The sequence below is a fragment of the Paraburkholderia sp. XV genome, assembly GCF_020177535.1.
Taxonomy (GTDB): domain Bacteria; phylum Pseudomonadota; class Gammaproteobacteria; order Burkholderiales; family Burkholderiaceae; genus Paraburkholderia; species Paraburkholderia caribensis.
Window position 1 is genome coordinate 72374 of record NZ_JAGUUD010000022.1, and the last position, 16262, is coordinate 88635.

The window sequence follows — 16262 nt, forward strand, 5'->3', positions numbered from 1 at the left end:
TGCAATCTATTTATAACGCACACTATTTACGATCGACACTCAATCAAATTAATTCGATTACGTCGACGATCGCAATTCGCCGAAAAAGTTCATCGACATTTTTGATTTATGACATACTCTGACGAAATCGCTCATACGCCGCAGCTCCATATTTCATAAGGCTTTCATCGCTATAAAAATACCGATACGGCTGCATGCGCGACTACATCGCGCGCATTTTCCCGACATGACTTATCTCAAATAAATCATCACAATACTTCGTTGCCGTATCACAACAATTTAATTTGTACCAATAAAAATTCCAGAAATTATCTCAATTAAAAGATAAATATAATCATACCCTTACCCTTTTCCTTTCCTTTTTGGAAACAGACCATTTCCGACTTAGATATCAATCGATAGTTAGGGTCCCTTTCTATACTTGCGCTTCCCCAAACCGGGCAAGTTGAGTGGTCTTGCTTCGTACAGGACGTGGCATGCATAGCTTGTCCGTTTGTATTCAAGCCTCGTATTGCCCTATGAACTGAAGGAAGCACAGATGAAGAAGATTCTGATCGCGACGGCAGTGGCTGCCTCGTTCGCCTCGGTCGCACACGCACAAAGCAGCGTCACGCTGTACGGCACGCTGGACACGTCGATCTCCTACACGAGCAACGTCAATGGCGGCCACCAGTGGGCAGTCGGCAGCGGCTCGACCGATGAAAACCGCTTCGGCCTGCGCGGCGTCGAAGACCTCGGCGGCGGCCTGAAGACTATCTTCACGTTGGAAGAAGGCTTCGACACGAACAACGGCGCACAGGCGTCGCAAGGCAAGATGTTCTCGCGTCAGGCATTCGTCGGCCTGTCGAGCCAGGCTGGCACGGTCACGCTCGGCCGTCAGTATGACGCGATGCAGGACTTCGTGTCGCCGCTGTCTGCAACGGGTAGCTGGGGCGGCGCGAATTTCGCCCACTACGGCAACCTCGATCACCTCAACAAGGACAGCAAGGACGCAGCCAGCAACTCGATCAAGTTCACGAGCGCCAACTACTCGGGCGTCTCGTTCGCCGGCACGTATTCGTTCTCGAACAGCTCGCAGTTCGCCAACAACCGCGCATACAGCTTCGGTGCGGGCTATGAAAACGCAGGTCTGCGCGTCGGCGCGGGCTACGCGCAGCAGAACAACCCGAACACCACGTCGGGCGGCGCGTACAACAATGCCGACCTGAGCAATATCGGTCTGACGGGCGTATCGTTCCGCCAGCGCGAGTTCGGCGCGGGTGCAACCTATGCGTTCGGCCCGGCGCTGTTCGGCATCGTCTGGACGCAAGCTCGCCTCGACAACGTGACGGGCGGCACGGGTTCCGTTCACACCAACAACTACGAAGCCAACGCCACGTACAACCTGACGCCTGCGCTGGCGTTGGGTGTTGCCTACACGTACTCGAACGGTGCGGCCGAAGATGCTCACTTCCACGCGAATCAGATCGGCCTGAAGGGCGACTACGCGCTGTCCAAGCGCACGGACGTGTATGCGCAAGGCACGTATCAGGAAACGAGCGCGCCGGCTGGCTCGACGATCAACGCAGTGATCGACAACGGCAGCGTGACGGGCGTTTCGTCGTCGCACCGCCAGGGCGTCGCATCCGTCGGTCTGCGTCACCGCTTCTAATCGAACACGAAGCGCGGCGGGCCGATGCGTACGATCGACCTGCCGTAAGCGCTCGGGCCCACGAGGCGACCACAACGGCCTCACGTTCTTCCGAACGTGAGGCCGTTGCCTATTGAGCCGGCTGAACTGACGGGGCAGCGCCACGAGAACCGTGACGCCCGCTCAGACCATCCGCTTCAACTCTTTCTGCAGACGGTCGAAGTTCTCTTCATTGGCCTTGACGGCAAACGTCTTCACCTGCGCGCACACGGCAGGCGTCTCGAAGACCATGCGAAACGTGATGCGCGTCTGCTCGTCGCTCAGCGCATCGAAGGTAGCCGTGACGCGGTAGTGCGGCCCCGACACATGATCGAACACGATACGCTCGGGCGCGACGATCTCGACGAATACGCTGTGATTCTTGTAGTCGACGCCATCCGGCCCGTGCATTGCGAAGCGCCAGTTGCCGCCCGGACGCAGGTCGAATTCGTGGAAGGAATGGGTGAAGCCCTTCGGGCCCCACCAGTGCGCGAGATGTACCGGCTCCGTCCAGGCCCTGAACACGAGATCGCGCGGAAAATCGAACACGCGCGTCGATACGATTTGCAGATCCGCGATCGGCGGAGTTGCGTCGCCATCCTCGGACATGAGACAGCCTCCTTCGAACAATGCCCTGCATCCGCCCGAAGACAGGCGGATAAATCAAGCATAACGCATTGGCGAAGGATCGCGCGCCTGCCGCACGCGGCACTGACAGAAAGTCGCGGCGAATGAGAGGGGCCGAACGTTCGAACGCCTAAAGTCCGCGCCTAAAGTCCGCGCCTAAAGTCCGATCAATGGCCGCTGGAAACGCAGCGCCGCAAGCTCAGACGGCAACCGACTCGGCAGAAGGCTCGGCGGAAGGCTCGATCGGAATCACCCGCCGCGCCGCGGGCGCGCCGCATTCCCGCAGCAGATCGCGCAGGTCGTTGATGACCGGGAAGACTTCGTGATTCCAGTCGGCGCCTTGCGCGTCGTGTGCTGCCTGCTCGAGCTCGACGATCCAGCGGTCTTCCTTGAAGATGCGCTCGGTGAACCACACCAGCAGCGGCCACGCGACGTCGAGCAGCGCGCCGATCTTCGGCCGCTTGATGGACAGCAGGCCGAACGTGCGATTGGTGCGCTGTTCGCGATCGAGCGGCACGTAGCAGATCCACAGGTCCATGACGATCGTCCCGTCGGACGTGCGAATCCGCAGCGTCTGAAACGGATACTGCGTGCGGATCGTCATCACATCCTTGTGGTCGGTCCTCGTGTTCTTGCGGCTCTGCCCGAACACGAGCGCTTCGCCGATCGGCTGCTGCCCTGCTTCGCGCGCGAACGTGTAGTCCACTTCGACCCAGTCGTCGCCGCGCCGCCGGCCCAGCGAACGCGCGCGCATCTTGCCCATCTGCTTGCGATGCAGGAACTGATGGTTCATATCCATCAGGTTTTCGTGCATGAACGAGTAGTGGCAAGCCACTTCGCGGCCGAAACGCCGCGTCTTGTAGGCCTTGTCGGCCACGGAGCCGAGCGGGGGCAGCGGCATCGTCTCGGCGAGCGCGGCGTCGCCGGGAAACACGAAGATCAGTCCTTCGGCTTCGCGGCACGGATACGCGCGCACGCCATTCGGCAGACGCTCGCGGCCGAGATACGGCACGTCGATGCATTTGCCCGAGCAGTCGTAGGTCCAGCCGTGATAGCCGCAGCGGATAGCCTCGCCGTCGACCACGCCGCCGCTCAGCGGCACCTGCCGGTGCGCGCAGCGATCCTCCAGCGCGATCACCTTGCCCGATTCGGTGCGCGCCAGCACGATCGGCTCGCCTGCAAAGCGCACGGCATGCGTTTTACCGCGCTTCACTTCGCGCGACCATGCAAGGGGATACCAGTGATCGGGGTGAATATCGACGCGGCGCAGATCGCGCACGGCAGCCTTGGGAGGGTTATCGACGGGATTGCTGTCCAACGGAGCGACTACGTGCATGAATGAAGCCTCCTGGCACAACGGTCGGCCGGTCGCCGGGACCGAGCGGGTTTGATAGTTAGAAAACCGATGTCCGGTCAGTCTACTAGAAGTCGCGCCCGAGAATCATGAGGACTCGCCGCAGATACGCGCGCCGGTAGGCATTACCGGACGGGCGCCGACACCCGCCGCCGCGCCAAAAACAAAGGGCGGCGCCGAAGCACCGCCCGTCAGTTTTCGTTGCAACCGCAACGCTCAACAAGCCCCCAACAACCTCATACGTCGCCGAAATGCGGCGTAACGGCGCTCAACGCGTGACTTGTGTCGCGCCGACGAGACCCGACCGATGCTGCTTGCCCCACGTCTTGCCACCGCGTAGAAATTGCAGCCAGCCGAGCACGGCGCCCGTATGCCGCAGCAACTGAAACGTGAACGGCTCGGCGATGGCGGCGACGACGGCCATCGGCAGGCTCGTGCCGCTCGTCAGCCCCGTCCAGCGGCGGTACAGATGAATGCTCCACAAATAGAACGCGAGGTCGATGGCCGTCTTCAGACCGATCACGCTGAAGATCGACACGACGATCAGGCCATGTCCGCCGGCCACGAAGCCGAGCAGCAACGCGAACGCGGTCAGGCCGTAGACGGGCTGCATCGTGTCGAACGCCTTCACGGGCAGCATCACCCGGCCGAGCGTGCCGTATCGCGCATTGCCCGTCATGTCGCGGTTCCAGTACTGCGTTTGCAGGAAACCTGCGAACCAGCGGCGGCGCTGGCGCAGGAACGCGCCAAGCGTTGCGGGCGCTTCCGTCTGCGCGTGCGCGTCGCCGACCACGCGCACGTCCCAGCCGAGGTTGTGATCGACGGAATAGCGACGCAGCCGGTGAATCAGTTCGTAATCTTCGACCAGACATTGCGCGTCGAAGCCGCCGACGGCGACCAGCGCGTCGCGCCGGAACGACGCAAATGCGCCCGACACCAGCAACAGGCTGTCGGCGCGCATCCAGGCGAAGCGCGCGATGAAGTTGCGCATGTATTCGTAAGTCTGGAACCACTGGAACACGCGCCCGCTCGCCGTGCGGTCGCAGACGGGCACGAGGATGCCCGTCGCGGCAACGAGCTTCGGCGACTGCGCGAAAGACGCGCGCATGGCGAGCGTGGCGTCGTCGGCGAGCAAGGTGTCGGCGTCGACGGTCATCACGGTGTCCGTCGTCATCACGTCGATCGCGGCGTTCAGCGCCAGCGCCTTGCCGCCGTGCGGCACGCGCAGCCACTGCAGATTCGGATAGCGGCTGCTCGGCGCGCTCAGCACGCCCAACGCGGGCTCCGTCAGACCGAAGCGGCTGGTCAGCAGATCGCGTGTGCCGTCCGTCGAGCCGTCGTCGGCGATCACGATCTGCGCCGGGCCTTGCGTCTGCCGCAGCAGCGCGGCGAGCGTCACGGGCAGCACGCCTGCCTCGTTGTGCGCGGCGACGATCACGCCCATGCTCGGCAATTTCGCACCATCCGCCGACCGACGCGCAGGCAACGAGCGGTGGATCAGCGGCCACGTCTTCATTGTGACGAACGCGAGCAGCAGCGTGTCGTACAGCACATAAGCGATCCCCGTCGACCACGCGAGCGCGCCATGCAGAAAGAACGCGCGCGCGAACAGCAGCAGCCACAAAGCGGTCACGCTGCCGTGGATCACGGCGCTCTGCCAGGTGCCCTTGCGCGGGTTGATGCGCGGCGACGCGGCGGCGAGTGCTTCGCGTAGCGACGGCCTGGGACGCTCGCCCGCTACAACCGTGGGCTCGTCGGAAAGGCTGTAGTTAGTCAGCGTCGCGTCTTCAATCACATCGGTATCCATCACGGCACCATCCGCTTGATGACGGAATGACGGTCGAACAGCTCATGCTTGAGCGCGCCGCCGATATGCATCGCCAGCAACGCGTACAGCGCATAGCCGAGGTACGTGTGCAGCGCGCCGAATCTGTCGTGCAGCGGCTCTTTCACGGCGGGATCGAGATTCATGATGAAGCCGATGCGCGGAAACGGGATCACGCCGAACAGGTGCATGGGATGCGTTGCCGCCGCCTTCCACGCCGAATCATGCATCCAGCCCGACAGCGGCAGCGCGATCATCACGAAATAGAGCAGGAAGTGCGCGATGTGTGCGGCCATCCGCTCCCACGACGGAAATTCGCGCGGCAGCGGCGGCGGCCGGTGCGATGCACGCCACAGCAGGCGCAGCAGCGCCAGGCCGAGCACCGTGATGCCGATCGACTTGTGCGTGTCGATGACGGGGCGCACCCAGCCGTCCGGCAGCGCGTCGGCGGAAAGCCCGAGCACCACGTTCACGATGATCAGCACGGCAATCAGCCAATGCAGGATGATCGCGGTGCGTGTGTAGCGGGGCGCATGCGCTGGCGTGGAGAGCGTCTCGATGCCGTCTCGCGAGGCCGTGCGGGAAGTTGTCGAAGTGTTCATGAGCCGTTGTGGTTGGGAGTCGGTGGACGGCGAAAGCGATGTGCAAGCCGGCGGAACGACATGCAGGCGCGCACTGCAATCGTCTTATCAACAGAACGCCCGATCCGGCCGCTTTATTCCTTCAACGTGCGGGTTGCGGGTTTCCGTCGCATTTCCGTTTGTTTCGCGCGGCCGTCGGTTCACTGGACTGGCCGGACGCGCCTCGCGCCCTTCACGCGAACTGGTCGATCCCCTGCACCAGACGTTTCGCAAAACGCGGCTCGCGCAGCTGGTCGAGCCACCACTTCAGTGCCCGGCCCTCCTGATCGCCGCGCCACGCGACGTACAGCACATTCGGTTCGCGCGGATCGGCGGTTTCCTTTTCGACGAGTTCGCCGCGCTTGAGCAGCGACGCGACGCGCTGGCGCGGCAACCAGCCGACGCCGAGCCCATCGCGCTGCGCGAGGATTTTCGCACGCATACTGGGCACCGCGAGCGAAGTCTGCCCGCCGAGCAGGCCATACGCACGGCCGCTCGCGCGCGACGAATCCGCCACGACGATGCCGCGCTGCTTCGCGATCTGCTCGCGCCTGAGCGGCTCCTTGATGCTCGCGAGCGCATGCCGCGGCGACACGGCGAACACCCAGTCGACCACGCCCAGCTCGAACCAGCGCAAGCCAGGAATGGCGGGCGGCTCGTTGGTCGCGCCGACGATCACATCGGCGCGGCCATCGCGCAGCGCTTCCCACGTGCCGCTGAGCACTTCCGTCGTCAGACGCAGCTTGACGCCCGATTGCAGTGCATCGAACGCATGGACGACGGGCATGAAGGTCTCGAACTCCATGAGCTCGTCGGTGACGATCCACAGCCGGTCCTCCCAGCCGCTGGCGATCTGCCGCACGCGTTGCGTCATGCGCGACACGTCCTGCATCAGGCGCGCGGCCTCTTCGGCGAGCAGTTGGCCGGCGGGCGTCAGTTGCAGCCGGTAGCGGCGGCGGTCGAACAGCAGCGCATCGAAGCGCGTTTCGAGCTGGCGCGCCGCGTGCGACACCGTCGACGGAGCCTTGCCGAGGCGCGCCGCAGCGCGCGACAAGCTGCCGCTTTCGCGAATCGCTTCGAGCAGCGCAAGCTCTTCATCCGTCAACATGTGCGAACCTGTCGAATGAGATAAACGGAAAAATCGTACGGCAAAACCCGAACGCCGGTCCATCATAGGGTCTTGTGCCGATGTTCCGCTGCGCGGCTGACATCGCAGCGGCGAAGCGCACGGCGCGCGGGCCGGGAACGCGGGATAGAAGGAGCAGCGAAATGGGATTGTTAGTCGACGGTCAATGGCAGGACAAATGGTACGACACGGCATCGACGGGCGGCCGCTTCGTGCGCACGGATGCCATCTTCCGCAACTGGGTCACACCCGACGGCGAAGCCGGCCCGAGCGGCAGCGACGGCTTCGAAGCGGAAGCGGGACGTTATCACCTGTATGTGAGCCTTGCGTGTCCGTGGGCGCATCGCACGCTGATCGTGCGCGCGCTGAAGGGCCTCGAAGACATGATCAGCGTATCGGTCGTGCACTGGCTGATGCTCGGCGACGGCTGGACCTTCGCAGACGGCCCGGGCGTCGTGCCCGACTCGTTGAACCACGCGAAGTATCTGCGTGACGTCTACGTCGCCGCGGACCCGCACTACACGGGCCGCGTGACCGTGCCGATCTTGTGGGACAAGCATCAACGGACGATCGTCAGCAACGAGTCGTCGGAAATCATCCGCATGCTGAACACGGCGTTCGACGAACTCGGCGCCGAGCCGGGCGACTTCTATCCGCCGCCGCTGCGCGCCGAGATCGACGCGATCAATGCGCGCGTCTACGACACGGTGAATAACGGCGTCTACAAGTCGGGCTTCGCGACCACGCAGGCGGCGTACGAGGAGGCTGTCGTGCCGCTGTTCGAGACGCTCGACTGGCTCGAACAGAAACTGTCTACGCAGCGATTCCTGACGGGCAACCGGCTGACGGAAGCGGACATCCGGCTCTTCACGACGCTGATCCGTTTCGATGCCGTGTACTTCGGGCACTTCAAGTGCAACCTGCGGCGCATCGCGGACTATCCGAATCTGTCGGCATATACGCGGGACATCTACCAGCATCGAGGCGTGGCCGACACGGTGAACTTCGAGCATATCAAGCGGCATTACTACGGGAGCCACCGCTCGGTGAACCCGACGGGCATCGTACCGGTTGGCCCGGTGCAGGATTTCGGTGCGCCACACGATCGTAAACGCTTCGTGTGAAGCCATGCGCTAGACTGTCCGGCGACATCGGCCAACAGTGCAGGAGACGCTCATGCTACGCAAGACACGCACCGCTTCCCAACTACAGGACGAGGTGAGGCGGCGCATCGAGCGCGCGCCGGAGGTAATCGAAGACGGCGTGAAGATCCGCGTGCCGCGCCCGCAACTACAGGAACCGGACGCAAGCGGTTGCAACTGGACGATGAAGCATTTCGGCAATGCAATTGGCTTCGACCGCACGGTGGACGAAGCACTCAAGGCGGTGCAGAAGGAATACAACCTGTCGGAAGACACGAAGGACCTGAACAGCCTGTTCGGCGACCCGAAGGGCTGAAGCGGGCGGCAAAAAATCACGACAGCCTGCATGTGGTTTCAAACGCCCGGCGAGGTTAGCTTTTGTGCGGGTAATTGAAGCGGGGGGCATTTGTTCGAAGCGTTGGCAACGCGTGCGAACAGATTCGCGGGCCTCGGGCAAGGTTTGAGGTGCATCACGCCGGTCGCGACGAACCGTTCGGCTGCTCAAGCTCAAGCGAGGGGCGCAGTGAATTTCTGACTTGTTCGATAGACCGTCACAGAAAGCAGTGAATACATTGATGCTTGTTCGAACCCGCGACCCCGCGCGGTCCGGCCATCGATGTAGTGCCCAAAACGGATAGCTGATTTCCAGCCCGCTATAAGCGGGCTTTTTTTCGCCTGCAATCAGAGAGCACTGATTTTGCCGGCTCTGTTGTTTTCGTTCGCGTGTTGACAGTTATCAACAGATATTTCGCGAGACTCGCGATAGGTTTACCGCTCGGATAATAAGCAACACGAACAAAATGAATCAAAAGACTTACCGGCTCGTATTTAGCCGGTTGCGCGGTATGCTCGTGGCCGTCGAGGAAACCGCAACATCAGCAGGAAAAGCGGGAGAGACACGCGCGGCGGGCCGCGCATCGGGAGCGCTGGAGATATGTCTGTCGCTGCGTCAGCTTACGCTGTCCGCGTTGCTCGCCCTTGCGCCTGTTATGGCGAGCGGGCAGATCGTACCGGGCGGTGCGCATGCGCCGGGCGTTGTGACGACGCAGAACGGCATCCCGCAGGTCAACATTGGGAAGCCTAGCGGTGCAGGCGTGTCGGTGAATACCTACAACCAGTTCGATGTTCAGAAGAACGGCGCGATTCTTAACAACTCGCCCACCATCGTTAATACACAGCAGGCGGGCTACATCAACGGCAATCCGAACTTCGGGCCGAACGATGCCGCGCGCGTGATCGTCAATCAGGTCAACAGCAGTTCGCCGTCGCAGTTGCGAGGGTATCTCGAAGTCGCGGGCAAGAGCGCGCAGGTCGTTATCGCGAACCCGAACGGCCTGCTGGTGGACGGCGGCGGTTTCATCAATACGTCGCGCGCGACGCTCACGACGGGCACGACGAACTTCGCGGCGGATGGTTCGCTCGCGCGCTTCAATGTCACGGGCGGCAATATCACTGTGCAGGGCGCGGGGTTCAATGGTTCGAATATTGACCAGGTCGATCTGCTGGCGCGTGCAGTGCAGGCCAATGCTGCGATCTATGCGAAGAACCTGAATGTGGTGACGGGCGCGAACGCGGTCGACTATGGGACGCTTGCGGCAACACCCATCGCTGGCAGCGGCCCCGCGCCGGGTGTCTCCATCGACGTGAGCAACCTGGGCGGCATGTATGCGAATCGCATCATGCTTGTCGGTACGGAGAACGGCGTCGGCGTGTCGAACCGGGGCGTGCTCGCGGCGCAGGCGGGCGACCTGATCCTGACGACGCAGGGCAAGCTGATTCTCGCCGGTCAGACGAACGCGAGCGGCAATATCACCGCGAGCGCGCGCGATGGCATCGACAACAGCGGCACGACCTACGGGCAGCAAAGCGTCAGCACGAACACGTCGGGCGCGCTCTCTAATAGCGGCACACTCGCCGCGCAGCAGAACACGACGATCAACGCGAACAGCGTTGCATCGACGGGTACGCTCGGCGCAGGCGTGAATGGTGACGGAACGATTGCCAGCTCTGGCGACCTGTCGGTGTCCGCGAGCGGCGCAGTCACGGCAACTGGCCGCAATGCTGCGGGCGGCAACGCAACGCTGAACGGCGCGTCGCTCGATCTCGCAGGCAGCAGCACGTCGGCCAAAGGCGCGCTCACCTTCGCGGCGAACAGCGGCGACCTGAACCTGACCGGCGCAACCACGACGGCAGGCACGACGCTCAACGCGAGCGCGACGGGCAATCTCACGAACGATAACGGCGCGCTGTCGTCGGGAGGCGCGCAGACCATCACAGCGGGCGCGCTCTCGAACCGCAACGGACAGATCGTTTCAGGCTCGACGCTGACAACGGCTGTGACGGGTGCAGTCTCGAACCAGGGCGGCACGATCCAGGCAGCGGGCGCACAGATGCTGCACGTGGGTTCGGTTGACAACATGGGCGGTCACATTGCGTCGCTCAATTCGGACGGCCTGAGTCTCACGGTGAGCGGCCTGCTGAACAACGGCACGGGCGGCAGCATCGGCGGCAACGGGAATGTTGTGTTGCAGGCCGGACAGATCGCGAATGCAGGTTCGATTGCGGCCGTCCAGAACCTGATTGCAACGGCTGTGCAGACCCTGTTCAACACCGGCACGCTCGCGGCGAACGGCAACGCGACGCTGTCAGCCGGTACGACGCTGGCGAACGCGAACACCATCGCGGCCGGAAACGCCGCGTCCATCGCGGCGGCCACATTCGACAATAGCCACGGCACGACACAGGCCGGGCAGTTCACGCTGCACGCGACGAACCTCGTCAACCACGGCGGCAGCATCACGCAGACGGGCACGGCCGCGACAACTGTCGATGTGACCGGCACACTCGACAACACGGGCGGCTCGCTCCAGACCAACGCCGACAGTCTCGCGCTTGGCCCCGCCGCGCTCACGAACGATAACGGCACGATTGCCAGCGCGGGCACGGGAACACTGTCGGTCGCAACGGGCGCGTTGTCGAACAATGGCGGAACCATTGCAACGAATGGCGCGCTCGACGTGCGCGCGGGCGCGGTCTCGAATCGCGGCGGCACACTTGCGGCACAGACGGGCGCGACGTTAAAGCTCGCATCGCTCGACAACAGCGCCGGCGGCTACGTCGCCGCAAAGACGGTATCGGTGACGGATGCGGGCGCACTCAATAACGCGGGCGGGACAATCCAGGCGGACGACGCGCTGGCCGTCTCCGCGCAATCCATCGCCAACGACGGCGGTTCAATCGCGAACGGCGGCACAGGTGCGGCGAGTGTCACGGCGACGGACGCAGTTACGAACACGCGCAACGGTCTGATTGGCGGCAACGGCGGCGTGTCGGTCGCGGGCGGCAGCGTCGACAACTCGGGCGGCACGATCACGGCGGGCGGCGCGGCGTCGGTACAGTCCGGCGGCACGCTCGGCAACCGTGCGGGCATGATCCAGGGCACGGGTAACACGACGGTGTCGGCACAGGGCGCAATCGACAACACGGGCGGGCAGATCGAGGCGGACGGCACCGGGTCAACACTGTCCGTCACAGGCGCGACGCTCGACAACACGAACGGGCGCATCGCAAACACGGGGTCCGGCACGACCACGATCACCGCCAGCACGATCACGAACAGCAACACAGGCGGCGTAGCGGGCGCGGGAACGATTGGCGGCAACGGCGATGTCGCGGTCAACGCACAGACGCTGTCCAGCACGAACGGCGCGCAACTGGTCGCGGGTCATGACCTGACGCTGAACATCGCGCAGCTTACCGACAACACGAACGCGACGCTCTCGGGCGCGAACAAGGTCACGCTCAACGGCCCGAACGCAGCCGTCATCAACGCGGGCGGCTCGATCCACGGTAACGGCGCGCTCACGCTCAACGTCTCAACGCTGGACAACACGAATGGACGCATCGGCAACGATACGGGCAGCGGCGGCAGTATCGGTATTGCTACGGGCGCACTTGCGAACCAGAACGGCGCAATCGGCAGCGACCAGAACCTGAACGTCACGGCAGGCACGCTTACGGGCGACGGCCGAATCGTAGCGGGCAACGACGGAGCCGTGACCATCGGTAGCGACTTTACGCTGACGGGCGCAAACCGGATTCAGGCAAACAACAACCTCACCTTCACGACAGCGGGCAGTTTCACAAACCAGGGCACGCTTGGCGCGGTGAATGCATTGACGGTCAATGCTGCGATCGTCGATAACCAGGCGGGCGCGGATATCAACTCTGCGAACACGACGGTCAACGCCACCAACGCGATCACGAACGCGGGCCGCATCGAAGGCGACAGCGTCACGACACGCAGCGCGTCGCTCTCGAACGTCGCGACGATAGTCGGCAACACGGTCACGCTGAACGCTGGATCGATTGCGAACACGGGCACAGCGGCGGCGATTGCCGCAGCATCGGCCGTCAACCTGTTCGGTTCCGACATCTCGAATACGGGCGGCGCGAACATCTTCAGCCTCGGCGACATCAACATCGCGGCAGGCGCCACGCGCGATGGCAACGGGCTGCTCGCGAACCGCGCGAACTCGGTGACGAACGACCAGTCGACCATCGACGCCCAGGGCAACATCGAAATCGCGACACAGACCCTGACCAACACGCGCCCCGCGCCTGCCGTCGAGACGGTAACCACCGATGTCGAGACGGTTCACCAGACCAAGCGCGACAAATACATGGCCTGTACGCCAACCAACGGCGACAAGGGCTATTGCACCCAGGACATGTGGGACAACGGCTACAAGAATCCGCTCAACGCCACGTTCAGCAGTGCCGATGTGGTGTCGACCGCCAGCGGCCCGAATGCGGTAGACCGCGTGCTTGTCGTCAACGTGAATGGTCAGCAACAAACCATCTACTACAACTCGCTCACGACCAACGGTGACGGCACGGTCACGGTCGCCTACTGGGACGACTACGACCCGCACGTCAACTACGACCCCGCAACCGAGTTCCCCGGCGACAACCAGGCGCACCACCACTACCAGCGCATCGAGTCGGCACGCGATACGACGACCACGACACAGCAGGACAAGGTTACCGGGCCACAGGCGCAGCAGGCGCAGATCATGGCGGGCGGCAACATGGTGCTCGCCAACGTCGGCACGCTGAACAACAGCTTTAGTGCGATTGGCGCGGGCGGCGCGATCCAGATCGGCAGCAGCCAGGCGGATGGCGACGTCGCGAGCGGCAACTATGGCGGCACGACCGTCAACAATACCGGACAGACGCTGTACCAGTATCAGAAGCAGGACATTGTATCGACCTATGCGTGGAACGAGGACATTTCGCGCGACGTCGGTCAGGTGGTCCAGCCCACTGTGATCCTGGCGCCGGTTGCCATCGGTGGCCTGGGCGGCACGATCATCGCGAACAACGCGGTGCAGATCAACGCGACCGACATCAACAACACGAATGTCACGGCGGCGAACTCGGCCACGGGCGCAACGGGCGGCACGCTCGGCGCGAACGGAACGGTGGGAGGCATAACGGGCGGCGGCACGCGGACCGTAAATCTCGCGACAGGACAGACGCAGACCATTAACGCGCCGCAATCGGTCACGGGACCGACAGGTTCGCTGAATATCGCGTTGCCGAAAAGCGGCCTCTACACGTTCAACACGGCACCTGGCGCGGCGTATCTGATCGCAACCGATCCGCGCCTGACCAGCTACACGAGCTTCATTTCGAGCGACTACCTGCTCAGGCAACTCGGCTACGACCCGTCGACCGTCGAAAAGCGCCTGGGCGACGGGCTGTATGAAGCACAGTTGATCCGCAATCAGGTCACGCAACTGACGGGCCGCGTGTACCTGCAAGGCTATACGAACAACGAGGACGAGTATCGCGCGCTGATGGACAACGGCGCGAACGTCGCGAAGGAATTCAGCCTGGAACCCGGCATGGCGCTCACAGCCGCGCAGATGGATGCGCTGACGAGCGATATCGTCTGGATGGTGAACCAGACCGTGACGCTGCCGGACGGTAGCACGCAGAACGTGCTCGCACCCGTCGTCTATCTCGCCCATACGCATGCGAACGACCTGCAACCCACGGGCGCGCTGATTACGGCCGACGATGTCGAGATTCACGCGACGGGCAGCGTGACCAACTCGGGGGTCATCAAGGGCAGCACGCAGACGGTCATCAGCGCGACGAACATCGTCAATCGCGGCGGTTCGATTGGCAGCAGCACCGATAACGGGACGACGGTGGTTTCGGCGACCAACGATGTCGTCAACGCATCGGGGCGCATCACGGGCAACCGGGTTGCGGTGCTTGCGGGTCACGATATCGTCAACACGACACTGGTCGATACGGTCGGCGTGAGTTCCACGGTAGGCAACAGCAAGGTCACGCAAACGCTGATCGGCGCGCAAGGCACGATTGCATCGACGGGCGACATGGTGATCGCGGCGGGTCACGACCTGAACGTGCATGGCGCGAACATCGCGGCGGGCGGCAATGCGCAGATTGCAGCGGGCCACGATATCAACGTCGACACCGTCGAGTCGCACGCGTCGCAGTCGGTCACGAAGAACGCCGACAACTTCATGCACGCCGATACGACGCTCAACCAGACGAGCGGCATCAGTGCAGGCGGCAGTCTGGCGATGCAAAGCGGCAACGACATGACGTTCAAGGGCGCGTCGGTCAGCGCCGGAGGCGATATGGCGGTTGTGGCAGGCGGCAACCTGACGGCGACAACGGTGACGAACACGGCCAGCCGAGACGATGTCACGCGCGGCGACAAGACCCGTAGTGGCGAAGATCGCAGCTACGACGAGCAGGCGGTGGGAACGTCGTTCAGCGCGGGCGGCAACGGCACACTCGCTGCGCTCAGTGCGGATACGTCGAAAGGTAACGTGACGCTCACAGGTTCGTCTCTCTCGACGGGCACGGGCGCGTCGACCATCGCAGCCACGGGCAACGTCGATATCAACGAGGCACGCGAGGAACACGACAGCTATTCGGCCGTCGAGTTCAAACGTGGCAGCTTCGTACATGGCTCGACGACGGACCAGATGCAGGACACGCAGGCCAATATCGGAGTCGGCAGTACGGTGTCGGGCAATACGGTGAACGTCAGCGCGGGTAAGGATCTGACCGTCAAAGGCTCGACTGTCGCGGGAACGAACGACGTGACGCTGAATGCGGCAGGAAGCGTGAACATCACCACGTCGCAGGATACGCAGAACGCGTCCAGCTACTACCAGAAACACGAGTCTGGCCTCGGCACAGGCGGCGGCATTGGCATATCGGTCGGCAGCAAGACGCAGACGGATACGACCCATGACGCGACGGTGACGAACAACGGCAGCACGGTCGGCTCGCTTAATGGCAGCCTGAACATCGTCGCGGGCAACGATCTGCACGTCACGGGCAGCGACCTGGTTGCAGAGAAAGACGTGACGGGCACGGGCGCGAACGTGACGATTGATTCGGCACTCGACACGATGCACCACGACGAGACGCACGAGGTCAAGCAAAGCGGGTTCACGCTCGCAATCAAGGCTCCTGTGATCGACGCCGTTTCGAATACGGTCGACCAGGCGCACGCGGCAAGTCGCAGCCAGGATGATCGCGCGGCAGCGCTGCACGGTATGGCAGCAGCCAGCGGCGCAGTCGATTCGCTTGGCGCAGCAGGTGCGGCGTTGGGTCAACTCGCCAACGGTCAGACGCCGTCAGCGAAGATCGAACTCAGCTACGGCAGCAGCCACAGCAAGAGCACGTACACGGAGAACAGTACGACGAACCGGGGTTCGAGTGTGACGGCTGGTGGTACGGCCGCATTCGTCGCGACAGGCAATGGACAGGCCGGAAGCGGCAACATCACCATTGCCGGTTCGAACGTCAACGCGAACGATGTGATTCTTGCTGCGAAGAACCAGG

General features: G+C 63.1%; 9 protein-coding genes. 4 read left to right on the forward strand and 5 right to left on the reverse strand.

What is annotated here, in order from left to right; genetic code table 11:
• Positions 1-538 precede the first annotated feature (538 nt).
• On the forward strand, positions 539-1651 hold the full coding sequence (locus tag KFO72_RS14235; RefSeq protein ID WP_054933138.1) for a porin: 1113 nt from the start codon (positions 539-541) through the stop codon (positions 1649-1651).
• A gap of 162 nt (positions 1652-1813) precedes the next feature.
• On the opposite strand, the gene KFO72_RS14240 is transcribed toward KFO72_RS14235, so the two are convergent.
• The 5 genes from KFO72_RS14240 to KFO72_RS14260 form a co-directional block, all read right to left on the reverse strand.
• On the reverse strand, positions 1814-2278 hold the full coding sequence (locus KFO72_RS14240) for an SRPBCC family protein (RefSeq protein ID WP_054933139.1): 465 nt from the start codon (positions 2276-2278) through the stop codon (positions 1814-1816).
• Positions 2279-2495: 217 nt separating this feature from the next.
• Entirely contained in the window at positions 2496-3632 is a 1137-nt protein-coding gene (locus tag KFO72_RS14245; protein WP_054933122.1) for an aromatic ring-hydroxylating oxygenase subunit alpha, read from the reverse strand.
• A gap of 286 nt (positions 3633-3918) precedes the next feature.
• Positions 3919-5457, reverse strand: a complete 1539-nt coding sequence (locus tag KFO72_RS14250) for a glycosyltransferase family 2 protein (RefSeq protein WP_054933123.1) — start codon at positions 5455-5457, stop codon at positions 3919-3921.
• On the reverse strand, positions 5457-6077 hold the full coding sequence (locus KFO72_RS14255) for a cytochrome b (RefSeq protein WP_054933124.1): 621 nt from the start codon (positions 6075-6077) through the stop codon (positions 5457-5459). Before KFO72_RS14255 ends, KFO72_RS14250 begins: the two co-directional genes overlap by 1 nt.
• Before the next feature lie 211 nt (positions 6078-6288).
• The gene (locus tag KFO72_RS14260) at positions 6289-7203 is read right to left on the reverse strand and encodes a LysR family transcriptional regulator (protein ID WP_042304361.1); all 915 of its coding nucleotides are present in this window, start codon (positions 7201-7203) and stop codon (positions 6289-6291) included.
• A 161-nt stretch (positions 7204-7364) separates the two neighbouring features.
• Here KFO72_RS14260 and KFO72_RS14265 point away from each other — a divergent pair, with 161 nt between their 5' ends.
• The 3 genes from KFO72_RS14265 to KFO72_RS14275 all read left to right on the forward strand — a co-directional run.
• Positions 7365-8345, forward strand: coding sequence for a glutathione S-transferase family protein (locus KFO72_RS14265; RefSeq protein WP_225032400.1), 981 nt, complete (start codon positions 7365-7367; stop codon positions 8343-8345).
• 52 nt (positions 8346-8397) lie between these two features.
• A complete protein-coding gene (locus KFO72_RS14270; RefSeq protein WP_054933125.1) occupies positions 8398-8679 on the forward strand; it encodes a hypothetical protein in 282 nt (93 codons plus the stop codon).
• 484 nt (positions 8680-9163) lie between these two features.
• Positions 9164-16262 (forward strand): hemagglutinin repeat-containing protein (locus KFO72_RS14275; RefSeq protein ID WP_225032401.1); only part of this gene is annotated, 7099 nt, incomplete at its 3' end.

Bases quoted from the DNA above. Each gene is read 5' to 3' on its own strand.
- KFO72_RS14235 (WP_054933138.1), top strand. From the start codon at position 539: ATGAAGAAGATTCTGATCGCGACGGCAGTGGCTGCCTCGTTCGCCTCG.
- KFO72_RS14240 (WP_054933139.1), bottom strand. From the start codon at position 2,278: ATGTCCGAGGATGGCGACGCAACTCCGCCGATCGCGGATCTGCAAATC.
- KFO72_RS14245 (WP_054933122.1), bottom strand. From the start codon at position 3,632: ATGCACGTAGTCGCTCCGTTGGACAGCAATCCCGTCGATAACCCTCCC.
- KFO72_RS14250 (WP_054933123.1), bottom strand. From the start codon at position 5,457: ATGGATACCGATGTGATTGAAGACGCGACGCTGACTAACTACAGCCTT.
- KFO72_RS14255 (WP_054933124.1), bottom strand. From the start codon at position 6,077: ATGAACACTTCGACAACTTCCCGCACGGCCTCGCGAGACGGCATCGAG.
- KFO72_RS14260 (WP_042304361.1), bottom strand. From the start codon at position 7,203: ATGTTGACGGATGAAGAGCTTGCGCTGCTCGAAGCGATTCGCGAAAGC.
- KFO72_RS14265 (WP_225032400.1), top strand. From the start codon at position 7,365: ATGGGATTGTTAGTCGACGGTCAATGGCAGGACAAATGGTACGACACG.
- KFO72_RS14270 (WP_054933125.1), top strand. From the start codon at position 8,398: ATGCTACGCAAGACACGCACCGCTTCCCAACTACAGGACGAGGTGAGG.